The following is a 25740-nucleotide window of genomic DNA, read 5'->3' on the forward strand; positions in this document are numbered from 1 at the left end:
GTCACCTAACCGACAGACGACCTCTGAACGGTTCTAGACTCGCACCAGAGTGACTTTGTGAAGACTTTCACGAGCCGGAAACCACCGGTCAGCGTGACGAAAGGGCAGGAGGTGACGGCTGTGACCGACACTCAAAACGATGCGGATGTCATCGTCGTCGGCGCGGGCCCCGGCGGGTCGTCGGCCGCGTTCCACCTGGCCCGGCACGGGCTGCGGGTGCTGTTGCTGGAGAAGACCGAGTTCCCCCGGGAAAAGGTCTGCGGCGACGGTCTGACCCCCCGCGCGGTCAAGCAGCTGATCAAGATGGGCATCGACACCACCGAGGACAAGGGCTGGCTGCACAACCGTGGCCTGCGGGTCATCGGCGGCGGCATCCGGCTCGAGCTCGACTGGCCCGACCTCGCGAGCTACCCCGACTACGGGCTGACCCGCACCCGCATGGACTTCGACGACATGCTGGCGACCGCGGCGACCGCCGCCGGCGCGACCCTGCGCACGGGCACGCCGGTCACGGGCCCGATCCTCGACCGCACGGGCCGGGTGGTCGGCGTGACCGCGACCGGACCCGACAAGGAGCCGCTGGAGTTCCGGGCGCCGCTGGTCATCGCGGCCGACGGGGTCTCCGGCCGGTTCGCGCTCGCGCTGGGCATCGCCAAGCGCGAGGACCGGCCGATGGGCGTCGCGGTCCGGCAATACTTCCGCAGCGAGTTCCGGCACGACGACGACTACCTGGAGTCGTGGCTGGAGCTGCGCAGCCGGGAGTCCGGCGACAAGCTGCTGCCCGGTTATGGTTGGATCTTCGGGCTCGGCGACGGCCGGGTCAACGTGGGCCTCGGCGTGCTCAACAGCAGCGTGGCGTATGGCAAGACCAACTACAAGACGCTGCTGTCCGACTGGGTCGACAACACGCCGGCGGAGTGGGGTCTGTCGGACCCCGCCAACGCCGAAGGCAAGCCGCAGGGCGCCGCGCTGCCGATGGGCTTCAACCGGGTGCCGCACTACACCCGGGGTGTCCTCCTGGTGGGCGACACCGGTGGCATGGTCAACCCGTTCAACGGTGAGGGCATCGCCTACGCCATGGAGTCCGGCGAGCTGGCGGCGGAGATCGCCATCCAGGCCCTCGCCCGCCCGCAGGGCACCTCGCGGGAGCGGGTGCTCGCCAACTACCCCGCCGAGCTCAAGGCGCGCTACGGCGGTTACTACCGGCTCGGCAACATCTTCGTGAAGCTCATCGGCAATCCGCAGGTGATGCGGATGGCCACCAAGCACGGCATGCCGCACCCGATGCTCATGCGGTTCGTGCTGAAGCTCCTCGCCAACCTCACGGACCCGCGTGGCGGCGACGCCATGGACCGTGTGATCAACGCGATGACCCGCATAGCACCCGCGGCCTGACAAACACGGGCATAACCCGGAAAGCGCAACTGACCAGCCAAAAGCACAGCCCCGGACGAAGTGGTCCGGACCTCACCGAATAGTGTTTAAACCGCATACAGCTTGAGTGGTCCCCAGGGGCGGCAGCCCCGCCGGGCTCGCCGAAAGGACGGAGCAGCACAGTGTCGCTCGCGCCGTACGTACCTATCCTCGGACTCTTCGCCCTCGCCGCAGGCTTCGCGCTGTTCTCGGTGGCGGCGGCGCCGTTCGTCGGGCCGCGCCGCTTCAACAAGGCGAAGCTCGACGCCTACGAGTGCGGCATCGAGCCCACTCCGCAGCCCGTCGGCGGTGGTCGCTTCCCGGTCAAGTTCTATCTGACCGCAATGCTCTTCATCGTCTTCGACATCGAGATCATCTTCCTGTACCCGTGGGCCGTGAACTTCGGCATGCTCGGGGTGTTCGGGTTCGTGGAGATGGTCCTGTTCATCGTCACGGTGTTCGTCGCGTTCGCCTACGTGTGGCGGCGCGGCGGGCTGGATTGGGACTGAGCCATGGGCATCGAGGAAAAGGTACCGACCGGCGTTCTGCTGACCACCGTCGAGAAGCTGGTCAACTGGTCGCGCAAGGCCAGCTTCTGGCCTGCCACGTTCGGTCTTGCCTGTTGTGCCATCGAGATGATGGCGACCGGCGCCGCCCGCTACGACCTGGCGCGCTTCGGCATGGAGGTCTTCCGGGCCAGCCCCCGCCAGGCCGACCTGATGATCGTCGCCGGCCGGGTCAGCCAGAAGATGGCCCCGGTCCTGCGCCAGATCTACGACCAGATGCCCGAGCCCCGCTGGGTGCTGTCGATGGGTGTCTGCGCGTCCAGCGGCGGCATGTTCAACAACTACGCGATCGTGCAGGGCGTCGACCACATCGTGCCGGTCGACATGTACCTGCCGGGCTGCCCGCCGCGGCCCGAGATGCTGATCGACGCGATCCTGCGGCTGCACGACAAGGTGATGGCCGAGCCGCTCGGTGACCGTCGCCGCCGCATGATCGAGGCTCGGGTCGAGCGCGACGGGCCGCCGATCGTGGCGCCTGGCGCGATGCCGTCGAGCTACCGGTTCGACAAGGCCAAGCGGGCCGAGTGGACCAAGGCCGTCGCTCAGGGCCGCGAGGAGCAGCTGCGCATCCAGAAGTGGATGGAAGAGCGGGCGAACCTGTCCGGAGGAGCGAAGTGACTGAGGTAGAACCGGCCGGTGCCGAGCTCGGCGCCCCGGCGCAGCTTCCGCCGTCCAGCGGCGCCGGGCGGGGCATGTTCGGCGTGCAGGGCACGGGTGACACCTCCGGCTTCGGCGGTCTGCGCCGGCGCCGGGAGGTCGAGCTGGACTCCCCGCGCCCGTTCGGCGGCTACTTCGACGAGGTCGTCGACGGGTTGGAGGAGGCGTATCCCGGCTTCGCCGACGCGATCGAGCGGGTCGTCGTGGACCGCGGCGAGCTGACGCTGCACGTGGTGCCCGAGCGCATCGCCGAGGTCGCGCAGACCATGCGGGACGACCCGGCGCTGCGCTTCGAGCTGCTCTCGTCGGTGTCCGGGGTCGACTACCTGGGCTCCGACGGCCGGCGGCTGCACGCCGTCTACCACCTGACCTCGATGACGTTCCGCCGCCGGATCCGGTTGGAGGCCGCGGTCACCGCCGAGGACCCGCACCTGCCGAGCGTCACGCAGATCTACCCGACCGCCGACTGGCAGGAGCGGGAGACGTACGACATGTTCGGCATCGTCTTCGACGGCCACCCCAACCTGACCCGCATTCTCATGCCCGACGACTGGGAGGGCTTCCCGCAGCGGAAGGACTACCCGCTCGGCGGCGTGCCGGTCGAGTACAAGGGCGCCGAGATCCCACCGCCGGACCAGCGGAGGAGTTACCAGTGAGCACCGATTACGCCAGCGCCCGGGAGACCACGGAAGGCAAGGTCTTCACCGTCACCGGCGGCGACTGGGACACGGTCGTCAACGAGGCGGGCTCCGAAGAGCGCATCGTCGTCAACATGGGCCCGCAGCACCCGTCGACCCACGGCGTGCTCCGCCTGGTCCTGGAGCTCGAGGGCGAGACGGTCATCGAGGCCCGCACCGTCGTCGGCTACCTGCACACCGGCATCGAGAAGAACCTGGAGTTCCGCAACTGGACCCAGGGCACCACGTTCGTCACCCGCATGGACTATCTGGCGCCGATCTTCAACGAGACCGGCTACTGCATGGCGGTGGAGAAGCTCCTCGGCATCGAGGACCAGATCACGCCCCGCGCCACGACGATCCGCGTGCTGATGATGGAGCTCAACCGGGTCGCGTCCCACCTCGTGTGGCTCGCGACGACCGGCATGGAGCTCGGTGCGCTGTCGATGATGATCTACGGGTTCCGCGAGCGGGAGTACATCCTCGACATCTTCGAGATGATCTCCGGGCTGCGGATGAACATGGCCTACGTCCGGCCGGGCGGCGTCTCCCAGGACGTGCCCGAGGAGGCGCTCGCCAAGATCCGTGAGTTCCTCGGCTGGATGCCCGACCGCATCAACATGTACGAGGACCTGCTCTCGGGCAACACCATCTGGCGCGAGCGCACCCAGGGCGTGGCGGTGTTGGACGTGACGGGCTGCCTGGCGCTGGGCATCACCGGCCCGGTGCTGCGCTCCGCCGGTCTGGGCTGGGACGTCCGCAAGCAGCAGCCGTATCTCGGCTACGAGACCTACGACTTCGAGGTCCCCACCGAGCCGACCGGCGACGCGTGGGGTCGATACATGGTGCGGCTCAACGAGATGCGCCAGTCGGTGCGGATCATCCAGCAGGCCATGGACCGTCTCGAGCCCGGCCCGATCATGGTGGCGGACAAGAAGATCGCGTGGCCGGCGCAGCTCGCGATCGGCGGCGACGGCCTCGGCAACTCCCTCGACCACGTGGCGAAGATCATGGGCCAGTCGATGGAGGCCCTGATCCACCACTTCAAGCTGGTCACCGAGGGCTTCCGGGTGCCGGCCGGTCAGGTGTACGTGCCGATCGAGGCACCCCGCGGCGAGCTCGGCGTGCACGCGGTCTCCGACGGCGGCACCCGGCCCTACCGGGTGCACTACCGCGAGCCCAGCTTCATCAATCTGCAGGCGATTCCGGCGATGGCCGAGGGCGGGCTGCTCGCCGACGTCATCGTGGGCGGCGCCTCGCTCGACCCCGTCATGGGTGGGTGTGATCGTTAATGGCGTTCAGTGAGGTCACGCGCGAACGCGCGCGGCAGATCATCGCGCGGTACCCGGAAGGCCGGTCGCGCTCGGCACTGCTGCCGCTGCTGCACCTGGTGCAGTCGGAGCAGGGTTACGTCTCGCCGGAGGGCATCGCCTTCTGCGCCGAGGTCCTGGACATCACCAAGGCGCAGGTCGGCGCGGTGGCGACGTTCTACACCATGTACAAGCGCAAGCCCACCGGCGACTACCTCGTCAGCGTCTGCACCAACACCATGTGCGGCGTGCTCGGCGGCGACAAGGCGTTCGAGGCGCTGCGCGACTACCTGGGCGTCGACCACGACGAGACGTCGTCGGACGGCAAGATCACGCTCGAGCACGCCGAGTGCCTCGCCGCGTGTGACTACGCGCCAGTGATGACGGTCAACTACGAGTTCTTCGACCAGATCACCGAGGACAGCGCGCTCACCCTGGTCAAGCAGCTGCAGAACGGTGAGCGGCCGCAGCCGACCCGCGGCACGCGGCTGTGCACGCTCAAGGAGATGGCGGTCCAGCTGGCCGGCTTCGCCGACGACCGGGGCGACGACGTCATCGCCGACGGCCCCGCGGGCGAGCCGACCCTGGCCGGCAACCGGCTCGCGGAGCGGTTCGGCATCGCCGTCCCCGGCTTCGACCCGGAAACGCCGATCACCAAGAAGGCCGAAGAAGCACCGAAGCCGACCGAGACGTTGCCGAAGGCCGCCTCGGACGGAAAGCCGGCCGGTGACGGCCCGCTGCCTCAGAAGAAAGAGGAGGCGAAGCCGTGACCCTCGACTACCAGCCCTCGCAGGAGTCGCTGTCGAAGCTGACGCCGGTGCTCACCAAGCGCTGGCTGTCGCCCGACGCGTGGAAGATCGACGTCTACGAGCGGCTCGACGGATACACCGCGCTGCGCAAAGCGTTCAAGGCCCACCCTGACGAGCTGATCCAGCTGGTCAAGGACTCGGGCCTGCGCGGCCGTGGCGGCGCCGGCTTCCCCACCGGCATGAAGTGGGGCTTCATCCCGCAGAACGACGGCAAGCCGCACTACCTCGTGGTCAACGCCGACGAGGGCGAGCCGGGCACCTGCAAGGACCTGCCGCTCATGATGGCCGACCCGCACTCGCTGGTGGAGGGCGTCATCATCGCCTCCTACGCGATCCGGGCCAACTTCGCCGCGATCTACATCCGCGGCGAGGCCGTCCACTCCGCCCGCCGGCTGCGGGCCGCGGTCGAGCAGGCGTACGCCAAGGGGTACCTGGGCAAGAACATCCTGGGCAGCGGCTTCGACCTGGACCTGGTCGTCCACAGTGGAGCGGGCGCCTACATCTGCGGCGAGGAGACGGCGCTGCTCGACTCGCTGGAGGGCTACCGCGGCCAGCCCCGGCTGCGCCCGCCGTTCCCGGCCACGCACGGGCTCTACGCGTCGCCGACGGTCGTCAACAACGTCGAGACGATCGCCAGCGTGCCGTACATCGTCCTCGGCGGCTCGGCCTGGTTCCGCAGCATGGGCACCGAGAAGTCGCCCGGCCCGAAGATCTACTCGATCTCGGGGCGGGTCAACAACCCCGGCCAGTTCGAATGCGGTCTCGGCGTCACACTGCGGCAGCTCATCGACCTGGCCGGCGGCATGCAGGCCGGCCACGAGCTCAAGTTCTGGACGCCGGGCGGGTCGTCGACGCCGATGCTCACCGACGAGCACCTCGACGTGCCGATGGACTTCGAGGGCATGGCGGGCGTCGGCACGATGCTCGGCACGACCGCCGTCCAGGTGTTCTCCAACCAGGACGACATCGTGTATGCCACGTACCGGTGGATCGCCTTCTACCACCACGAGTCCTGCGGCAAGTGCACCCCGTGCCGGGAGGGCAACTACTGGATGGTGCGGATCCTGCACCGCATCCTCGCCGGTCAGGGCACCGTCCTGGATCTGGACACCCTGCTGGACGCCTGCGACAACCTCCTCGGGCGCTCGTTCTGCGCGCTCGGTGACGGTGCGACCAGCCCGGTGACGTCCTCGATCAAGTACTTCAAGCAGGACTACCTGGACTACATCGAGGGCCGCAAGACCCCGATGTTCAAGGGCGAACTGGTAGGAGCCCACTGATGACGGACGTCGTTCCGAAGGTCGACACGGTCAAGCTGACCATCGACGGCATCGAGGTCGAGGCACCCAAGGGCGCCCTCGTCATCCGGGCCGCCGAGCAGATCGGCATCTCCATCCCCCGCTTCTGCGACCACCCGCTGCTGGCCCCGGCCGGCGCGTGCCGCCAGTGTCTGGTCGACGTGGAGGGCCAGCGCAAGCCGGTGGCCTCGTGCACGCAGCCGGTGGCCGAGGGCATGGTGGTCCGCACCCAGATGACCTCCGAGGTGGCCAAGAAGGCCCAAGAGGGCATCATGGAGTTCCTCCTGATCAACCACCCGCTGGACTGCCCGGTCTGCGACAAGGGCGGCGAGTGCCCCCTGCAGAACCAGGCGATGAGCAACGGCCAGTCCGAGAGCCGGTTCGTCGAGCACAAGCGGGAGTACCCGAAGCCGCTGCCGATCAGCACCCAGGTGCTGCTCGACCGTGAGCGGTGCGTGCTGTGCCAGCGCTGCACCCGGTTCTCCGACGAGATCGCCGGCGACAAGTTCATCGACCTCATGGAGCGCTCGTCCAACGAGCAGATCGGCGTCTTCCGGGGCAACCCGGAGTCGCCCGAGGACGACGCGCCGTTCAACTCGTACTACTCCGGCAACACGATCCAGATCTGCCCGGTCGGCGCGCTGACCAGCGCGCAGTACCGCTTCCGGGCCCGGCCGTTCGACCTGGTCTCCACGCCGAACGCGTGCGAGCACTGCGCCGCCGGCTGCGACCAGCGGGCCGACCACCGCCGCGGCAAGGTCATGCGCCGCCTGGCGGGCGACGACGCGGCGGTCAACGAGGAGTGGAACTGCGACAAGGGTCGCTTCGCGTTCCAGTACACCCAGGCCACCGACCGGCTGACCAAGCCGCTGGTCCGCGACCGCAAGACCGGTGAGCTGCGCGAGGCGAGCTGGCCCGAGGCGCTCACGGTCGCGGCCGCTGGGCTCGCCGCCGCGAAGGACAACGGCGGCGTCGGCGTCCTGACCGGTGGCCGGCTGACGGTCGAGGACGCGTTCGCGTACTCGAAGTTCGCCCGGGTCGCGCTCGGCACCAACGACATCGACTTCCGGGCCCGTCCGCTGTCGGGCGAGGAGACCGAGTTCCTCGGCTCGTCGGTCGCGGGTCGGGTCGACGTCACGTACGCCGACATCGAGCGGGCCGGCGCGGTCGTCTTCGTCGGGCTCGAGCCCGAGGAGGAGTGCCCGATCATCTTCCTGCGGGCCCGCAAGACCTACCTGAAGCGGGGGCTGGCCAGCTACGCGGTCGCCCCGTTCGTCAGCCGCGGGTTCGAGAAGCTCGGCGCGACCGTCATCCTCACCACGCCCGGTGCCGAGGCGGAGGTGCTCGGCGAGTCCGAGCAGCTGCGCGAGGCGCTGTCGGCCGACGGCGCGATCCTGTTCGTCGGCGAGCGGCTGGCGAGCGTCGAGGGCGGCCTGTCCACCGCGGCGCGGATCGCCGAGGAGACCGGCGCCAAGCTCGCCTGGGTGCCGCGTCGCGCGGGTGACCGCGGTGCGGTCGAGGCCGGCGCGCTGCCGACCCTGCTGCCCGGTGGCCGCCCGGTCTACGACCCGGCCGCCCGCAGCGAGGTCGCGGCCGCGTGGCAGCTCGACGCGGGTGTCCTGCCCAGCGCCTCGGGCCGCGACACCGACGCGATCATCGCCGCCGCCAAGGCCGGCCAGCTCGGCGCGCTGCTCGTCGGCGGCGTCGACCCGGCCGACCTGGCCGACCCGCAGGCCGCCGAGCAGGCGCTGGACGCGGTCGGTTTCGTCGTCAGCCTGGAGCTGCGGCTCAGCGTCGTCGCGAAGCGCGCCGACGTGGTCCTGCCGATCGCCCCGGCGGTCGAGAAGACCGGCTCGTATGTCAACTGGGAAGGTCGGGTCCGCCCGTTCGGCACGGTGCTCAAGACCGCCGCGATGAGCGACGCCCGCGTCCTGGACGCGCTCGGCCGCGAGCTCGGCCTCGAGCTGGGAGTCGGCGACGTCGCCGCCGCGCGGACGCAGCTCGCCGCGCTGGCGGAGCTGCCGCTGCCCGGAACCGCCGAGGCGGGCACCGCGCTGCGCGGCAGTGTCCGGGTCGCGGTGCCGACGGTGGCCGCCGGCGCGGCCGCCGCGCCCACCAGCGGCCAGGCGGTCCTCGCGTCCTGGCACCACCTGCTCGACAACGGTTCGCTGCAGGACGGCGACGGCCACCTGGCCGGCACCGCCCGCACGCCGGTCGCGCGGATCTCCAAGAGCACCGCGGCCGACCTCGGGGTCGCCGACGGTGACGCGGTGACGGTCGGCACCGGGCGGGGCGCGATCACCCTGCCGGCGCTGGTCACCGACATGGTCGACGGGGTCGTTTGGGTCCCGACGAACTCACCCGGCTCGACCCTGCGCCGCACGCTCGGCGTCGCCGAAGGTGCGCTGGTCGAGATCAGCACTGGGGGTACCAAATCATGATCCTCGCCGAGAACCTCGACCAGTTCGGCAAAGACCCCTGGTGGCTGGTGCTCGCCAAGGTCGTCGTGATCTTCGCGTTCCTGGTCGTCATGACGCTCTTCGCCATCTGGTACGAGCGCAAGGTCGTGGCCCGGATGCAGGTCCGGCCCGGCCCGAACCGCAACGGCCCGTTCGGCCTGCTGCAGTCCCTCGCGGACGGCCTGAAGCTGGCGTTCAAGGAAGACATCATGCCGCGCCTCGCGGACAAGGTCGTCTTCTTCTTCGCCCCGGTGATCTCCACGATCTGCGCGTTCACCGCGTTCTCGGTGATCCCGTTCGGCCCGACGGTCTCGATCTTCGGCACGCACAGCCCGCTGCAGCTCACCGACATCCCGGTGGCCGTCCTGCTGGTGCTGGCCTGCTCGTCGATGGGCATCTACGGCGTCGTGCTCGGTGGCTGGGCCTCCGGCTCGACCTACCCGCTGCTCGGCGGCCTGCGCTCCAGCGCCCAGATGATCTCGTACGAGGTCGCGATGGGCCTGTCGATCGTCTCGGTCTTCCTGGTCTCGGGCACGATGTCGACCTCCCAGATCGTGGAGGGGCAGGCCGGCAACGGCACCGTCAACATCGGCGGCTGGCACGCCGACCTGCCCGCCTGGTACGGCATCCTGCTCATCCCGAGCTTCCTGATCTACTTCACCGCCGCGGTCGGCGAGACCAACCGGGCCCCGTTCGACCTTCCCGAGGCCGAGTCGGAGCTGGTCGGTGGTTTCCACACCGAGTACTCCTCGCTGAAGTTCGCGCTGTTCTTCCTCGCCGAGTACGTCAACATGGTCACCGTCTCCGGCCTGTGCACGACGCTGTTCCTCGGCGGCTGGCGGGCGCCGTGGCCGATCTCGCTGTGGGACGGCGCCAACCAGGGCTGGTGGCCGGTCCTCTGGTTCACCATCAAGGTCCTGCTGCTGCTGTTCGTCTTCGTGTGGCTGCGCGGCACGCTGCCCCGCCTGCGCTACGACCAGTTCATGCGGTTCGGCTGGAAGGTCCTGATCCCGGCCAACCTGATCTGGATCCTGTCGCTCGCCGGCATCCTGCTGACGATCAACAGCGACAGCCTCAGCGGACCCGGCAAGTTCGGCGTCTCCGTCGCGATCATCGTCGCGGCCCTGGCGCTCGGCTTCGTCGCGATCGCAATGTCGCGCCGCAACGTCACGGTCGTCGAGATCCCGAAGGCGCATCCGGGCGGCCGGGTCGGTGGTAGCAAGGGCTTCCCGCTGCCGCCCATGAACCTCGAGGTGCCGCCCAGCCCGCGGGCCAAACTTGTGATCGCCGAGCGCGAGCCTGTCTCGACCGGCAAGGAGAAAGCATGAGCGACCAGCGGAGCGGCTCGGGTCGCTCATCGGGATGGCAGGTTGGCTCAGGCCGACGCTGGAGCGAAGCGGAGGCGGCGGCATGAGCATCGGCGGCACCCTGAAGGGGTTCGGCGTCACCTTCTCGCACATGTTCAAGCCGGTGGTCACCGAGGAGTACCCGGAGCAGCGCAAGCCTCCGGCCCCGCGGTACCACGGCCGGCACATCCTCAACCGGTGGCCGGACGGCCTGGAGAAGTGCATCGGCTGCGAGCTGTGCGCGTGGGCCTGCCCCGCGGACGCGATCTTCGTCGAGGGTGCCGACAACACCGAGGACGAGCGCTTCTCGCCGGGTGAGCGCTACGCCCAGACGTACCAGATCAACTACGCCCGCTGCATCTTCTGCGGTCTGTGCATCGAGGCCTGCCCGACGCGTTCGCTGACCATGAGCAACGAGTACGAGCTGGCCCGCGACAACCGGCGCGACCTGATCTTCACCAAGGAGATGCTGCTCGCGCCGCTGCTGCCCGGCATGGAGCGCCCGCCGCACGACATGCGTCTCGGCGAGACGGAGAAGGACTACTACGTCGGCGCGCTCGAGAACCCCGGCACGTCCGCGGGTGCCGAGCACTACAAGGGGGGTCAGGCATGAACCTCTCCCTGGAGCTGCTGGCCGCCGCCGGAGACGTGAAGGGAGGCGAGGCCGCCACCTTCTGGATCCTCGCCCCGATCGCGGTCCTCGGCGCCCTCGGCATGGTCTGGGCCCGTAACGCGGTGCACTCCGCGCTGTTCCTGGTGATCTCGATGCTGTGCCTGGGCGTGTTCTACGTCCTGCAGGCCGGGCCGTTCATCGGCATGGTGCAGATCATCGTCTACACCGGCGCCATCATGATGCTGTTCCTGTTCGTGCTGATGCTGGTCGGTCGCGACTCCTCGGACTCGCTGATCGAGACGCTGCGCGGCCAGCGGATGGTGGCGATCCTGCTCGGCGTCGGGCTGTCGCTGCTGATGGGCATCGCGCTGTACCGCGCGCTCGGCGACAGCGACCCGAAGGGCCTGACCGAGGCGAACGCCGCCGGCAACGTGACCGGCCTGGCCAGGCTGATCTTCACCAAGTACGTGTACGTGTTCGAGGTGACCTCGGCGCTGCTGATCACGGCGGCGGTGGGCGCGATGATCCTGGCCCACATCCAGAAGAGCCCCGAAGAAAAGATCAGCCAGCCGGAGCGGATGCTCAAGCGGTTCCTGCCGGGCAACTACCCCGCGCCGAAGCCCGGCCCGGGCGTGTTCTCCACCTCCGACTCGGTGGCGACGCCCGCGCGGCTGCCCGACGGCACGCCGTCGGACCGCAGCATCTCCAAGATCCTCCCGACCCGGGAGTTGACGTCGGCAGACGTCGCACCGAAGGGGACCGAGAAGTGACACCGACGTACTACATCGTCCTGGCGTCGATCCTGTTCACGATCGGCGCGGTGGGTGTGCTCATCCGGCGCAACGCGATCGTGCTGTTCATGTGCATCGAGCTCATGCTCAATGCGGCCAACCTCGCGCTCGTCACGTTCAGCCGGATCAACGGCACGCTCGACGGCCAGATCATGGCGTTCTTCGTCATGGTCGTCGCGGCGGCCGAGGTCGTCGTCGGCCTGGCGATCATCATGTCGATCTTCCGGACTCGACGCTCCGCAAGCGTCGACGACGCGAACCTGCTGAAGTACTAGGGAGCGGGTTGTGGAACCAATCGCCTACACGGCGGCGAACGGGTGGCTGGGCACGTTCTGGCTGCTGCCCGCGATCCCGCTGGCCAGCGCGGCAGTGCTGCTGCTGCTCGGCAAGCGCGCCGACCGCTGGGGACACTGGCTCGGCGTGCTCAGCGTCGCCACGTCCTTCGTGCTGGGGCTGACCTACTTCTTCACGCTCCGCGGGCTCGAGAACCGCAGCGGCGTCGAGCTGAAGCTGTGGGACTACATCGGCGTCGGGGACTTCAAGGTCGACCTGGGTCTGCTGTTCGACCCGCTGTCGGCGATGTTCGTCCTGCTGATCACGGGTGTCGGCTCACTGATCCACCTCTACGCGGTGGGTTACATGGACCACGACCCGGGTCGCCGGAAGTTCTTCGGCTACTTCAATCTGTTCGTCGCGGCCATGCTGTTGCTGGTCCTCGGCAACAACTACGTGATGCTGTACTTCGGTTGGGAGGGCGTCGGTCTCGCCTCCTACCTGCTGATCTCCTTCTGGTACCTGAAGCCGAGCGCGGCGACCGCCGGTAAGAAGGCGTTCCTCATGAACCGCGTCGGTGACGCCGGGTTCGCGATCGCCATCTTCATGATGTTCGCCTACCTCGGCACGGTCGACTACGCCGAGGTCTTCAACGGCGTGCACAAGCTCAGCAGCGGCGTGGTCCTGGTGATGGCGCTCCTGCTGCTGCTCGGCGCGGCTGGCAAGTCCGGCCAGTTCCCGCTGCAGGCCTGGCTCCCGGACGCGATGGAGGGCCCGACCCCGGTGTCGGCGCTCATCCACGCCGCGACGATGGTCACCGCCGGCGTGTACCTCATCGCCCGCTCGCACCCGATCTTCGACGCCAACTCCACGGCGCAGACGGTCGTCGTCGCGGTCGGCGCGCTGACGCTGCTGATGGGCTGCATCATCGGCGCCGCCAAGGACGACATCAAGCGGGTCCTCGCCTGGTCGACGGTCAGCCAGATCGGCTACATGTTCCTGGGTGTCGGGCTCGGCGGCGCCGCCTACGCGCTCGCGCTGATCCACCTCCTGGCGCACGGCTTCTTCAAGGCCGGCATGTTCCTCGGCGCCGGCTCGGTCATGCACGGTATGCACGACCAGGTCGACATCCGCCGCTTCGGCGGGCTCTGGAAGTACATGAAGATCACGTGGGTGACCTTCGGCCTGGGCTGGCTGGCCATCATCGGCTTCCCCGGCCTGTCCGGCTTCTTCTCCAAGGAGCCGATCATCGTCGCGGCGTTCGAGCGCGAGGGCTGGACCGCCTGGCTGTTCGGCGGCGCGGCGCTGCTGGGCGCCGGGCTGACCGCGTTCTACATGACCCGGCTGTTCTGGCTGACGTTCCACGGCCCGGAGCGCTGGACCGACGACATCCGGCACCCGCACGAGTCGCCGAAGATCATGACCATCCCGCTGATCCTGCTGGCGCTCGGCTCGGTCGGGGCGGGTTACCTGCTGTCGACCTCGGTGCCCGAGTGGCTGACCCCGGTCTACGGCAGCGAGCACACCGAGCACGAGCCGGTCATGAGCCACACGGTGATCACGATCCTGTCGCTGGTGATGACGTTCGCCGGTGCCGGTCTCGCCATCGCACTGTTCAACAAGGGCACCGCCCTGGCCGAGCAGCCGGCCGGCCCGCTGGTCGTCGCGGCCCGCAAGAACCTCTACACCGACTCGTTCAACGAGGCGGTCTTCGAGGCGCCCGGCCGCTACCTGACCCGGGCCCTGGTCTACATCGACAACCGCGGCATCGACGGCCTGGTCAACGGGCTCGCCGCGGGTGTGGGCGGCGGCTCCGGCCGGCTCCGCCGGGCGCAGACCGGGTTCGTGCGCTCCTATGCCCTGTCCATCCTTGGAGGCGCGGTGCTCGTGGTGGCCGCCATGCTGGCGGTGACGTTCGGATGAGCTCCTTTCCGTATCTGACCGTGCTCACGGTGGCGCCGCTCGTCGGCGCGGCCGGGATCGCGTTCCTGCCCAAGGACAAACCGGAGCTGGCCAAACGCGCCGCCTTCGGCTGGTCGCTGCTGATCCTGGCGCTGACCGTCGGGTTGTGGCTGCAGTTCAAGCCGACCGGCGAGCGGTTCCAGTTCCGCGAGTCGTACACCTGGATCCCGCAGTGGGGCGCGAAGTTCACGTTCGCGGTCGACGGCATCGCGCTGGTGATGATCGCGCTGATCGCGCTGCTGGTGCCGCTGGTCGTGCTCGCGTCCTGGCACGACGCGGACAAGAGCAAGCGGTCGGTGCCGGCGTACTTCGCGCTGCTGCTGGCCCTCGAAGCCACGATGATCGGCGTCTTCGCCGCGCAGGACGTGTTCCTGTTCTACGTGTTCTTCGAGGTCATGCTCGTGCCGATGTACTTCCTCATCGGCTCCTACGGCGGGCACCAGAAGCAGTACGCGGCGGTCAAGTTCTTCCTGTACTCGCTGGTCGGCGGGCTCTTCATGCTCGCCGCCGTGGTCGGGCTGTGGGTGCTCGGCGGGCACACCTTCGACTGGCCGACGCTGCTGTCCGCGGACTTCGGCGTCAACGCCGAGCGCTGGCTGTTCCTCGGCTTCTTCCTCGCCTTCGCGATCAAGGCGCCGTTCTTCCCGTTCCACACCTGGCTGCCCGACGCCGGTGGTGCGGCGCAGGCCGGTTCGGCGGCGCTGCTCGTCGGCGTCATGGACAAGGTCGGCACGTTCGGCATCCTGCGCTACTGCCTGCCGCTGTTCCCCAACGCCTCGAAGCACTTCGCCTGGCTCGGGCTGACGCTCGCGCTGGTCGGCATCGTGTACGGGGCACTGGTGGCCATCGGCCAGCAGGACCTGAAGCGGCTGGTCTCCTACACGTCGATCGCCCACTTCGGCTTCATCGGCATCGGCATCTTCGCCTTCACCACCCAGGCGGGCACCGGCGCGGTGCTGTACATGGTCAACCACGGCCTCGCGACCGGCCTGCTCTTCCTGGTCGTGGGCATGCTGGTGAGCCGCCGCGGCAGCGCGCTGGTGAGCGACTTCGGCGGCGCCGGCAAGCTCGTGCCGGTCCTCGCCGGGGTGTTCTTCATCGCCGGTCTCGCCTCGCTGGCCCTGCCCGGCACGTCGCCGTTCGTCTCGGAGTTCCTGGTCCTGATCGGCACGTTCACCGTGAACAAGACGGTGGCCGTCATCGCGACCGCCGGCATCATCCTGGCCGCCGGCTACGTGCTCTGGATGATCCAGCGCACCACGCAGGGCACCACGAACCCGAAGCTGCTCGAGATCAAGGCGATGAGCCGGGACCTGTCGCTGCGTGAGGCCGCCGTCGTCACCCCGCTGATCGCGCTGATCCTGGTGCTCGGCTTCTACCCGAAGCCAGTCATCGACGTGATCAACCCGGCGATCAAGGCGACGATGTCGGACATGCACGTCACCGACCCGAAAGCCACCGCAGGCACCGTGGAGGCCGGCAAGTGAACGACAAACTCCAACTGCCGAACCTGGATTACGCGGCGCTCTCGCCGATGCTGATCCTGTTCGGGGTCGCGTGCATCGGCGTGCTCGTCGAGGGCTTCGTGCCGCGGCGGATCCGGCACGGCGTGCAGCTGTCCCTGTCGCTGCTCGGCCTCGTCGCCGCGCTGGTGATGGTGATCCGTCAGGGCAGCAAGGACGACGTGGTCACGGCGCAGACCGCGGTCGCGATCGACGGACCGGGCCTGTTCCTGTCCGCCGCGATCATCGTGCTGGGCATCGTGTCGCTGCTGCTGATCGGCGAGCGGTCCCTGGAGACCGGCGGCGCGTTCGTCGCGCAGGCCGCCGTCACCGCCAACACCGACGCCGACCGCGACCAGGCCGCGCGCACGACCGGCGCGACCGAGGTCTTCCCGCTGACGATGTTCGCGCTCGCCGGCATGCTGCTGTTCTGCACCGCGAACGACCTGCTGGTCATGTTCGTGGCGCTGGAGGTCTTCTCGCTGCCGCTCTACCTGCTGTGCGCGCTGGCCCGCCGCCGGCGGCTGCTGTCGCAGGAGGCCGCGCTCAAGTACTTCCTGCTCGGCTCGTTCGCCTCGGCGTTCTTCCTGTTCGGCATCGCGCTCATCTACGGCTACGCCGGCCAGGTCGACTTCAAGGCGATCGACACCGCGATCCAGAACTCGGCCAACGACGACATCCTGCTCTACGTCGGCTTGGCGATGCTCGCGATCGGCCTGCTGTTCAAGGCCGCGGCGGTGCCGTTCCACGTGTGGACCCCCGACGTCTACCAGGGCGCGCCGACGCCGGTCACCGCGCTCATGGCGGCCTGCACGAAGGTCGCGGCGTTCGGTGGCCTGCTGCGGCTGGTCTACGTGGGCTTCCACCGCACCGAGTGGGAGTTGCAGCAGGTGCTCGGCACGGTGGCGGTCATCACCATGCTCGTCGGCGCGATCCTGGCCGTGACGCAGACCGACATCAAGCGGCTGCTGGCCTACTCCTCGATCGCCAACGCCGGCTACCTGCTCCTGGGCGTGCTGTCGGTGTCCGAGCGCGGGCTGTCCAGCTCGATGTTCTACCTGGTCGCCTACGGATTCACGGTCCTCGCCGCGTTCGCCGTGGTGACCCTGGTCCGCGACGCCGACGGCGAGGCGACCCACCTGTCCCGCTGGGCCGGGCTCGGGCGGCGCTCGCCGCTGTATGCCTCGCTGTTCACGTTCATCCTGCTGGCCTTCGCCGGTCTGCCGCTGACCAGCGGTTTCACCGCGAAGTTCGGCATCTTCGCGGCGGCGATCGACGCCGGCCAGACCTGGCTGGTGATCGCCGGCGTGGTGAGCAGCGCCATTCTGGCCTTCCCCTATCTGCGGGTGGTCGTCATGATGTGGCTGTCGGAGCCGGGCGAGACGACCCCTGCGGTATCTATCCCGGGCGCGATGACAGCAGCGGCGCTGGTCATCGGGACCGTCGCGACGCTGGTGCTCGGCGTTGCCCCGAGCGTCTTGATCGAGGCGACCGAACACGCGGGCATATTCGTCAGCAAATAAGGGCTAGCGCGCCGTGACGTCCCCAGTGGTCCACCACGTGGGGACGTCGCTGTAAGAGGGCGCCGCTAGCCGATCGGACAGGCTATGGCATCGTTGGAGCTGTGGTGAGTACGGGAACCGTGCAATCGGGTGCGTCTGTCGGCTTGACCTTCGCCGATCCGGCGTTGGAAAGCAGCGTCATGGCGATCCTCAAGGACGTCGAGACGGTGCTGGTCGATTCTGTCGACAGTGCCAACCCGCTGGTGACCGAGGCGGCCCGCCACCTGCTCAACGCGGGTGGCAAGCGGTTCCGGCCGATGCTGGTGGCGCTCGCCGCGCACTTCGGCGACCCGTCCGCGCGTGAGGTCGTGCTGGCCGGCGCGGTGGTCGAGCTGACCCACCTCGCCACGCTCTACCACGACGACGTCATGGACGAGGCCGCCGTGCGCCGTGGCGCGCCCAGCGCCAACTCGCGCTGGGGCAACTCCCTGGCGATCCTCATCGGCGACTACCTGTTCGCCCGCGCCGCCGCCGTCGCCACCGAGCTCGGGCTCGACGCGGTCAAGATCCAGTCGAGCACGTTCTCCCGGCTCGTGCACGGTCAGGTGGCCGAGACCGCCGGCCCGCTGCAGGGTGAGGACGCGATCTCGCACTACCTGCGGGTCATCTCGCAGAAGACCGGCTCGCTGATCTCGACCAGCGCCCGGTTCGGCGGCATGTTCGGCGGCTGCTCCGCCGAGGAGATCGAGGCCCTGGCCACGTTCGCCGAGACGTTCGGCATCGCGTTCCAGCTCTCCGACGACCTGATCGACATCGCCAGCGAGAGCACGCAGTCGGGCAAGACCCCCGGCACCGACCTCCGTGAGGGCGTGCCGACGCTGCCCGTGCTCTATGCACTTGCGTCCGGCGACGACGACGCCGCCTCGATCCGGCTCCGCGAGATCCTCTCGGCGGGCCCGGTCACCGACGACGCGCTGCACGCGGAGGCGCTGACGCTGCTGCGGGAGTCCGCGGCGCTGAAGCAGGCCCGTGAGACCGTCCGGGGCTACGCGGACCGCGCCAGGGCGTCCCTGGCCCCGCTGCCGCAGGTGCCCGCGAGGGTTGCCCTGGAGTCGCTCTGCGACTTCATCGCGGACCGCACCAACTGATCATCTCCGCCTTCACCGGTGCGGCGCGTCGCCGCACCGGTTAGCGGTCTGTAGAGACAGATTGCTCAGTGCCACCTGGCGCCGATACCTGCCCCGACGACGTCTCGCAACGGCGTGATGACAGCCAGGAGTGGCGGCGCAGCACTCGCCAGGAGGTTACTCAAGCGCGAGCCCTCTACTTACACAGATATGATGGGCTTGGATGGAGCAATACTTACGTCACTCGGCGTGTCGCCACCATGACTGCACATCACGGGTGTCCGGAATGAGCTATTCATCGCTATGTGTAGAGCGCTCGGATTCCCTCACCTCACGCCATAAATGATCAAACTGTTCCCTGGACCATCTCCAGTTTCATATGGTGTGAATCCAGTTACTGCTGCGGCTGGGGAGGGCGGCGGTGCGGGATCCACAGGCCGAACCCTCGGACCTCATCCGGAGCGTGTCGAGGGCACTACGAGTCTTGGAGGCCGTGGGTCAATCACCACGCGGCCTCACCGTGAAGCAGATCGCCCGGCGATGTGACTTCACGGTCGCTACTACCTACCACCTCGTGCGCACCCTTGCCTACGAGGGCTACGTCATCCGGCGTGAGAACGGCACCTACGTGGTCGGCCTGGAGATCGCCGACCGCTACCGGGAGCTGGTCCTCGCGTTCCGGGGGCCCAGCGCCGTCACGGACCGGCTGCGCCGGGCCGCTGCGGAGACGGGCTACAGCCACTACCTCGGACGCTTCATCGGCGGCAGGATCGCCGTTACGGCGGCCGCGGAGGGGCCACGGACCCCGCCGCTCGACGAGCTGGTGCCGGGCTACGACGACGCCGCACACGCGACGGCGTTGGGCAAGGCGCTGCTCGCGACGATGAGCGCGGATCAGCGATGGCGTTTCCTGAAGGAGTACGGGATGCGCGCGTACACCTCGGCGACCCTGACGTCACCGGAGGCCCTGGACTCCGATCTGGCCGCCGGCGACCGCCGGGGCATGCAGATCGAGATCGGCCAGTTCCGCCAGGGGCTCGCCTGCGCGGCCGTCATGGTGGTCAACGACCGGGACCCGGACCGCCGGGTCGTCCTGGCCTGCGCGCTGCCGCCGGCGGAGCTGATGTCCTCGGCCAAGGTGGTGCGGACCAGGTTGCTCGCCACCGCCCATCACCTGGCCACGGTGCTGGCCGAATAGGCTCTTCGCAAGGGCGCCCCCACGTGGTGGGGGCGCCCTTTTGCGCACCCTGGATGTCGGGTGGCTGACATGTGACGCGGCCTTGAACCGCTGTGCGTATTAGTGCGTAGAAGCCAGTGGAAGGGATGCGGATAGTGCCAAAGCGTGAGTACAGACGATGCTGACCTGCTGCTGAAGGCGCTCCACAAGGAGCACGGAGATGCGCTGTTCGCCCATGCGCTGCGACTGACCGGCGGAGACCGTCAACGGGCCGAGGACCTCGTGCAGGAAACCCTGCTGCGGGCCTGGCAACACCCGGAGGCGCTCGACCCGGCCCGCGGCTCGGTGCGGGCCTGGCTCTTCACCACCGCTCGGAACCTGGCCATCGACGCGTGGCGGCGACGCTCCGCGCGGGTGGGCGAGGTCTTCACCGACCAGATGCCGGAGTCCCCGGTCGTGGTCGACGAGACCGAGCGCGCGGTGGAGTCCTGGGTCCTGGCGGAGGCGCTGACCCGACTTTCCCGACCGCACCGCGAGGTCCTGGTGGAGACGTTCTACCAGGGACGCTCGGTCGCCGAGGCGGCCGAACGGCTGGGCGTGCCCCCGGGCACCGTCAAGTCGCGGACCTACTACGCACTGCGTTCGCTGAAGGTCGTCCTGGAGGAGTTGGGGGTGAGCAATGAGGTGTGAGCACCTCCATGACTCAGCGGTCTACGTGCTGGGGGCGCTGTCGCCGCCGGAGCGCGAGGCGTATGAGCGGCACCTCGTGGACTGCGAGGAGTGCCGGGCGGAAGTGGCCGAGTTCGGTGAGCTGCCGGAGCTGCTCGGCAAGCTGGACCCGGACGTCGCGCAGGCACTCGCCACCCCCGGCTGGGCCGGGCCGTCGGCCGCTTGGGCCGGTCCGTCGGCCGCTTGGGCCGGGCCGTCGGCGGTGCCGTCCTCGGACGCCGCCTGGGCCGGACCGTCAGCGGCGGCCGCGGCCGACCCCTTGCTGCCCCGCGTGCTCGACCGGGCCCAGCGCAGCCGGCGCACCGAACGTCGGCGCCGCCGCTGGCAGAGTGCCGGGACCGCGCTCGTCGCCGCCTGCCTCGGCGTGCTCGCCGTGATCGGGGTGCGCTCCGCCGGGGTCGGACAGCCGGATTTCGTTGCTATGCAGGAGGTTTCGGCCACGGTACCGGTGACCGCCAGCCTTGCCCTGGAGGCCGAGGACGGCGGGACCCTCGTGCGGATGCAGTGCGCGTACAAACCGGCCGCCGCCGCTTCCGGCAAGTGGACCTACAAGCTCTACGTGGTCCCGCGCACCGGCGAGCCCGAGGAACTCGACTCCTGGACCGCCGGCGTCGGCGACGAGTACGAACTCAAGGCCCACAGCCGGATCCAGCGCGGCGACATCCAGAAGATCGAGATCCGCAAGGGCGACGGCACGCCGTTGCTCGTCCTCAACGCCTGAAGCACGTCGTACTCACACCGGTTGGGCGGTCACCGTCTCCTCGACGGCGGCCGCCCTTTCCGCTCTGCGCTGCCGGCCGTGCCGGATCGCGTCCCAGGTGAAGATCGCCAGGGCGCCCCAGACGATCGCGAACCCGGCCAGCCGCCCCGCCGGCATCGGCTCGTGGAACACCAGCACGCCGAGGATCAACTGCAGCGTCGGCGTCAGGTACTGCAGGATCCCGAGCCCGGACAGCGGCACCCGGTTCGCCGCCTCCGCGAACAACAGCAACGGCACCGCGGTCAGCAGGCCACTGCCCGCCAGCAGCACGGTGTGCCACACCGACACCGTGCCGAACGTCGCCTGATGCCGCGACGCCAGCCAGGCCAGAAACCCGATCGCGGGCAGGGTCAGCACCGCCGACTCCAGGAACAGGCCCTCGCCCGCCGGCAGCCCCAGCCGCTTCTTGATCAGGCTGTACGTGCCGAACGACCCGGCGAGCGTCAGCGCGATCCACGGCAACCGCCCGTAGTCGACGCTCAGCACCACCACGGCGATCGTGCCGACCCCGAGGGCCACCCACTGCAACCGGCGCAGGCGCTCGCGCAGCACCAGTACACCGAGCAAAATGACGAACAACGGATTGATGAAATACCCCAGCGACGCCTCGACCACCCGGTCCGTGTCCACCGCGAAGATGTAGACACCCCAGTTGACCGCGATGAACACCGCCGCCGCCGCGATCCCGGCCAGCCGCTTCGTGTCCTTGACCAGCGTCCTGAGCGTCTGCCATCGCGCCAGAACGGTCAGCAGCACCGTCACCGAGAGCAACGACCACACGATCCGGTGCGCGAGCACCTCAACCGCACCGGCCGGCCGCAGAGCCCGGAAGTACAGGGGGAATACACCCCACATGATGTTGGCGGACAATGCGGACAAATACCCACGGCGCAGCGGTTCCACACCGCTAACCGTAAGGGGCGGTCGGCCGACCGCCCCTCACTGGGGCTCTTCGCTACCGGTAGTTCTGCGGGCGGTACTGCTGGCGGGGCGGCGGAGGAGGCTGGCGGCGGCTGTTGTTCCTGTCCTTGTCGCCACCGTCGGGGATGACGAGGTTGATGACCCAGCTGACGATCCCGATGAACAGCGCCCCGAGCACCGCGGTCGGCCAGAACTCGTCGACGTGGAACGCGAGGTCGAGCTTCTCGGCGATCCAGCTCGTGAGCATCAACAGCAACCCGTTGACGGCAAGCGAGACCAGCCCGAGCGTCAACAGGTACGCCCAACACCCGATGGTCTTGATGATCGGCCGCAGCACGGCGTTCACGATCCCGAAGATCGCGGCGACGACGAGCACGGTCAGCACCTTGCGCCCGGTCGTCCCCTCAACAGTGATGCCGTCGATCACCAGCGTGGCCAGCCAGACCGTGAACGCACTCACGGCGAGCCGGATGACGATTCCCATGCGGGTGATCGTGCCACGCTGCTCCAACCTCGGATACCCCGCGGCTCACCCGACCAGCATCACCCGGTCTCCTTGCCGGGTGGCTACTTCGTCACCTCGCGCTGACCCGAACACGCTTCGGGCCCGAACGAAGTGGCACCCCGCCTTGCCCGGTGCCGCAGTGCCGGGTTTGGTGCCGGCATAAATCGGACGAAAGGCGCAATGCGTGATCTTGCTGTCGTCGAAGGGTGGCCATGGTCGCCCGGACGGCCGGCGAGGACCCCTGATCACCGGAAAGATCCACTCTGGGAGCGGGAGCAGGATCGCAAGGCGCACTATCCGCGCATTCGCCGCCGTGTTCCGGTGAAAAGCGCGAAGCGCAGGGGGCGTCCACACGCCCCCACCTCTTCACGCTTTTCCGGCGAACATCCGCGCGGCGTTCCGGCCCGGGGCTCTTTGACCGATGTTGGCATGGTGATCTGTTCGCGGCATCCGTTGCCCAGGCCGTCGCCTGCCGTGCGGTCACGCGTCGATCGAGCGGTCGGGCGTGATCGAAGTCGTGCACGGGCTGCGCGGGCAGCCGGCCCACGACTTCGATCACCAGGAAGATCCGCTCCCGATGTGGAACAAGCGGGTGAAGAGGCCGATCCGGGCCTCGGCGGCGCCGGGTCGCGTCGGGCGCCCGGGGTCGTTGCCGGATCTTCCACAAGCCGACGGATCTCAGGGCACCTGACCCGGAAATCGTTCGGCTTGTCGCGCCATCACCCGCTGGGATCCTGCACAGACCGAAGGCGTGGACAGGCTGTCCAGACGGGCGGCGGAAGACTCGATCCGGCCGTGCGCGTGCATCACGACCGCGCACACGGGCCACAGGACGCAAACGGCGGCGCGGCCGGAGCGAAGCACGGGTCCGCGATCACTTCGCAACTGTGGCTGCCCGAAGCGGGCAGGCCAGCACGTCGAACGCCACCGCAGCGGACACGACCAAGCGTGCGGGCGGGCGCTTGGCAATGGACAGGACGAGTCCGCCGGCGGACGTGGCGTCGGCCGGCGTTCGACTGAATTCGATTGAAATAGAACAAATAGGCCTGCCGTGTGGTGCGGCGTCGTGCCGTGCGGCGGCTCCAGGGCGGTGCGGCGGCTCCAGGGCGGTGCGGACACTGCAGCCAGGGTCGAGGCGAGTCAGCCGGGGTGGATCGAGCAGGCGGACTGGGCAAACGGCCCGAACGGCGGGCGGCCCGAGTGAGGCGGGGCGTGGGCCGAGCTGAGGGAACGGACCGAGCGAACGGACACGTGCGGGCAGCCAAGGAAGCGGTGACGAGCAGGCCGGCCCCGAACGGCGCGAGCGGCACGTGTGGGGCGGGGATGAGGGGCGGGCTGAGGGAACGGACCGAGCAAGCGGACATGTGCGGGCGGCCCGAGCAGGCCGTAACGGAGCAGGCCGGGCCCGAACGGCGGGGGCGGCACGAGTGAGGCGGCGCGTGGGCATGGGCATGGGCAAGAGGGCGGATCGAGCGAACGGATCGAGCAAGCGACACGTGCGGGCGGCCTGAGTATGCGGTGACGAGCAGGGCGGGCCGAACGGACCGGACGAAACGGCCCGGGCCGAACGAGTGAGGCGGGGCAGGGCGAGGGGCTCAGCGGGCGGGGCCGCCGGTGAGTTGGAGTTCGACTGGGGTGGGGGACAGGTGGGCCCAGCGGACGGTGCGGCGGCTGACGACGATGCCGAGCATCTCTGGGGGGATGCGGGTGAGCCAGGACGCTGACTCGGTCAGGCCGAGGACGTCGGTGGCGATGGCGGCCTCGGCTGGGGTCAGTGGCTGGAGGAGGACGAGGTCGGCGCGGGTCAGGAGGTCGGCGTCGGCGGTGGTGAGGTCGTCGCGGACCTGGAGGGTGGCACGCCAGGCGGCCTCGGTGACGGCGGGAGTGCGGCCGTCGGCGGGGCCGGTGTCGATGACCAGCAGCTGGGGGTCGGTGGCGGTGGGCGGGGGTGGGTCGAGGGGCTGGTCGGCTGGGTGGAGGGTGATGGGCTCGCCGCCGAGGCCGCGCAGGAACCGGGACCAGGCGTCGGGGCGGGTCGACTGGACGGTGACGCGGGCGCCGAGGGCGAGGGCGCGCAGGGTCAGCATCTCGGCGCAGCGCAGGCCGCCGATGAGGACGGCTCGGGTCGGCTCGGCGCGGAACGGGCGGATCACGACCGGAGTGCCGTGCCGGTTGACGCCGAGCATCAGGCCGTCGCCGCCGGCCGTGGGCCCGAGCGAGGCGAGGTGGGCGGCGGTGACCTGTGGGGCGGCGGTGCCGTCGAGGGTGAGGTCGTCGCGGCCGGCGAGGAGGCCGGCCAGCACGGCGGTGTCGGTCGGTGCGCCGCCGCCGAGGGGGAGCGTGGCGGCGAGGGCCTCGAGCTGGTCGCCGGTGAGGCGGGTGACCTCGGCGCCCAGGGTGGTGACGACCCGGTCCAGCGCCGCGGTGGCCTGGTCGAGCGCCAGCGGCGTGGGGGCGGCGAGGCGGATGGTCAGCTCGGCGCGGCAGGTCTTCTCACCACCGGTGGCGGTGAGGGCGATGATCACCGCCGAGCAGGGCAGGACCAGCAGCCGGTCGGCGAGCGGCCCGTCCCGGGGCCAGCGGCGCAGCCGGAACACCGCCTGGTGCAGCCCGCCGACCTCCAGGCCGCGGCGGGTCACCCGGACCGGCCGGTCGGGGCGGTGCCGGGCGGCCTCGGTCAGTGCGGCCACGACCGATGGTGGCGACAGCGGGCGGGCCGGTAGACCGGCCTTGCCGAGCAGGCGGCAGGCGCGGCGGATCGCGGCCGCGAGGCTGCGCTCCAGGTCCTCGCGCTGATAGCCGCCGGCACGGCGGATCCGGAGGCTGAGCAGCACCTGCCGGTGTGCGAGGACCAGACCGTCGGTGAGCTGCCGGTAGGACGTGGCGGACGCCGTCGCGCCGGCGCCTGGGCCGGGGGCGGCGGCGCCGCTGATCAGCAGCTGGATCCGTGCCTCCGGCAGGTCCGGGGCGGGAGCCGGGAGCAGCGCACTCAACGGGGGCAGCGGCGGCGGGGTGTCGCCGAGCAGGTCGCTCAGGTCGCCGACCCGGATGGTCGCGGTGAGTCCGTCGGCGTCCTCGAGCACGCCGACGTCCACGCCGTCGATGTCGACCGAGGTCATGCCGGCGCCGGGTCGGACCGCCGCGAGCAGCGTGTCGCCCGCCGGCCGCGACCCGCGACGCCGGGGCGGTCGGACCTGCAGCGCCAACGGCACTGCGGCGGCCAGCGCCCACCCGGGATGCACCGCCCACGCCGCGATCAACAACGCCAGCGCGACCTGCGCCAGCATGATGCGCACAGCCTTGCTCATATCGCCCCCCGCCTATGCGACTTGGGGAATATCGT

Annotated in this window: 21 protein-coding genes and 1 pseudogene; 19 read left to right on the forward strand and 3 right to left on the reverse strand. The window is 69.4% G+C overall.

Features of this window, described 5'->3' with window-relative positions; all coding sequences use genetic code 11:
- The first annotated feature begins 120 nt into the window (after positions 1-120).
- The 19 genes from Dsi01nite_RS29325 to Dsi01nite_RS29415 all read left to right on the forward strand — a co-directional run bounded on the left by Dsi01nite_RS29325 (position 121) and on the right by Dsi01nite_RS29415 (position 20932).
- Positions 121-1395 (forward strand): geranylgeranyl reductase family protein, encoded by a 1275-nt coding sequence (locus Dsi01nite_RS29325; RefSeq protein WP_203849519.1) that lies wholly within the window; start codon positions 121-123, stop codon positions 1393-1395.
- Positions 1396-1556: 161 nt separating this feature from the next.
- Positions 1557-1922, forward strand: coding sequence for an NADH-quinone oxidoreductase subunit A (locus Dsi01nite_RS29330; protein ID WP_203849520.1), 366 nt, complete (start codon positions 1557-1559; stop codon positions 1920-1922).
- Positions 1923-1925: 3 nt separating this feature from the next.
- A complete protein-coding gene (locus Dsi01nite_RS29335) occupies positions 1926-2597 on the forward strand; it encodes a NuoB/complex I 20 kDa subunit family protein (RefSeq protein WP_203849521.1) in 672 nt (223 codons plus the stop codon).
- Entirely contained in the window at positions 2594-3292 is a 699-nt protein-coding gene (locus Dsi01nite_RS29340; RefSeq protein ID WP_373318862.1) for an NADH-quinone oxidoreductase subunit C, read from the forward strand. Before Dsi01nite_RS29335 ends, Dsi01nite_RS29340 begins: the two co-directional genes overlap by 4 nt.
- Positions 3289-4605, forward strand: a complete 1317-nt coding sequence (locus Dsi01nite_RS29345; protein WP_203849523.1) for an NADH-quinone oxidoreductase subunit D — start codon at positions 3289-3291, stop codon at positions 4603-4605. The genes Dsi01nite_RS29340 and Dsi01nite_RS29345 overlap by 4 nt, the downstream gene beginning before the upstream one ends.
- A complete protein-coding gene (gene nuoE / locus Dsi01nite_RS29350) occupies positions 4605-5393 on the forward strand; it encodes an NADH-quinone oxidoreductase subunit NuoE (protein ID WP_203849524.1) in 789 nt (262 codons plus the stop codon). The genes Dsi01nite_RS29345 and nuoE overlap by 1 nt, the downstream gene beginning before the upstream one ends.
- Positions 5390-6712: an NADH-quinone oxidoreductase subunit NuoF gene (gene nuoF, locus Dsi01nite_RS29355; protein WP_203849525.1), complete on the forward strand. Its 1323-nt coding sequence runs from the start codon at positions 5390-5392 to the stop codon at positions 6710-6712. The genes nuoE and nuoF overlap by 4 nt, the downstream gene beginning before the upstream one ends.
- On the forward strand, positions 6712-9171 hold the full coding sequence (locus tag Dsi01nite_RS29360) for an NADH-quinone oxidoreductase subunit G (RefSeq protein WP_203849526.1): 2460 nt from the start codon (positions 6712-6714) through the stop codon (positions 9169-9171). The genes nuoF and Dsi01nite_RS29360 overlap by 1 nt, the downstream gene beginning before the upstream one ends.
- Positions 9168-10517 carry an NADH-quinone oxidoreductase subunit NuoH gene (gene nuoH, locus Dsi01nite_RS29365; protein ID WP_203849527.1) on the forward strand — a complete coding sequence of 450 codons (1350 nt, stop codon included), beginning with the start codon at positions 9168-9170 and terminating at the stop codon, positions 10515-10517. Before Dsi01nite_RS29360 ends, nuoH begins: the two co-directional genes overlap by 4 nt.
- Before the next feature lie 82 nt (positions 10518-10599).
- Entirely contained in the window at positions 10600-11148 is a 549-nt protein-coding gene (gene nuoI, locus Dsi01nite_RS29370) for an NADH-quinone oxidoreductase subunit NuoI (protein ID WP_203849528.1), read from the forward strand.
- Positions 11145-11918, forward strand: a complete 774-nt coding sequence (locus Dsi01nite_RS29375; protein ID WP_203849529.1) for an NADH-quinone oxidoreductase subunit J — start codon at positions 11145-11147, stop codon at positions 11916-11918. The genes nuoI and Dsi01nite_RS29375 overlap by 4 nt, the downstream gene beginning before the upstream one ends.
- On the forward strand, positions 11915-12214 hold the full coding sequence (gene nuoK, locus Dsi01nite_RS29380) for an NADH-quinone oxidoreductase subunit NuoK (protein ID WP_033363255.1): 300 nt from the start codon (positions 11915-11917) through the stop codon (positions 12212-12214). The genes Dsi01nite_RS29375 and nuoK overlap by 4 nt, the downstream gene beginning before the upstream one ends.
- Before the next feature lie 10 nt (positions 12215-12224).
- Entirely contained in the window at positions 12225-14135 is a 1911-nt protein-coding gene (gene nuoL, locus Dsi01nite_RS29385) for an NADH-quinone oxidoreductase subunit L (RefSeq protein WP_203849530.1), read from the forward strand.
- Complete coding sequence (locus Dsi01nite_RS29390) at positions 14132-15661, forward strand: NADH-quinone oxidoreductase subunit M (protein ID WP_203849531.1); 1530 nt, start codon at positions 14132-14134, stop codon at positions 15659-15661. Before nuoL ends, Dsi01nite_RS29390 begins: the two co-directional genes overlap by 4 nt.
- Complete coding sequence (gene nuoN, locus Dsi01nite_RS29395) at positions 15658-17199, forward strand: NADH-quinone oxidoreductase subunit NuoN (protein WP_203849532.1); 1542 nt, start codon at positions 15658-15660, stop codon at positions 17197-17199. The genes Dsi01nite_RS29390 and nuoN overlap by 4 nt, the downstream gene beginning before the upstream one ends.
- Positions 17200-17303: 104 nt before the next feature.
- Positions 17304-18326 (forward strand): polyprenyl synthetase family protein, encoded by a 1023-nt coding sequence (locus tag Dsi01nite_RS29400; RefSeq protein ID WP_373318863.1) that lies wholly within the window; start codon positions 17304-17306, stop codon positions 18324-18326.
- Between the two features lie 400 nt (positions 18327-18726).
- Entirely contained in the window at positions 18727-19503 is a 777-nt protein-coding gene (locus tag Dsi01nite_RS29405; protein ID WP_203849534.1) for an IclR family transcriptional regulator, read from the forward strand.
- A 144-nt stretch (positions 19504-19647) separates the two neighbouring features.
- Positions 19648-20172: a sigma-70 family RNA polymerase sigma factor gene (locus tag Dsi01nite_RS29410; protein ID WP_203849535.1), complete on the forward strand. Its 525-nt coding sequence runs from the start codon at positions 19648-19650 to the stop codon at positions 20170-20172.
- On the forward strand, positions 20162-20932 hold the full coding sequence (locus Dsi01nite_RS29415; protein ID WP_203849536.1) for an anti-sigma factor family protein: 771 nt from the start codon (positions 20162-20164) through the stop codon (positions 20930-20932). The genes Dsi01nite_RS29410 and Dsi01nite_RS29415 overlap by 11 nt, the downstream gene beginning before the upstream one ends.
- A gap of 12 nt (positions 20933-20944) precedes the next feature.
- Here Dsi01nite_RS29415 and rarD read toward each other — a convergent pair whose 3' ends face one another.
- The 3 genes and pseudogenes from rarD to Dsi01nite_RS29430 all read right to left on the reverse strand — a co-directional run bounded on the left by rarD (position 20945) and on the right by Dsi01nite_RS29430 (position 25705).
- A complete protein-coding gene (rarD, locus tag Dsi01nite_RS29420) occupies positions 20945-21874 on the reverse strand; it encodes an EamA family transporter RarD (protein WP_203849537.1) in 930 nt (309 codons plus the stop codon).
- A gap of 142 nt (positions 21875-22016) precedes the next feature.
- A pseudogene (locus Dsi01nite_RS29425) lies at positions 22017-22376 on the reverse strand (phage holin family protein); the annotation flags it as partial.
- Between the two features lie 1616 nt (positions 22377-23992).
- Positions 23993-25705: a type VII secretion protein EccE gene (locus Dsi01nite_RS29430; RefSeq protein WP_203849539.1), complete on the reverse strand. Its 1713-nt coding sequence runs from the start codon at positions 25703-25705 to the stop codon at positions 23993-23995.
- Positions 25706-25740 lie beyond the last annotated feature (35 nt).

This window comes from Dactylosporangium siamense, from assembly GCF_016862795.1.
GTDB lineage: Bacteria > Actinomycetota > Actinomycetes > Mycobacteriales > Micromonosporaceae > Dactylosporangium > Dactylosporangium siamense.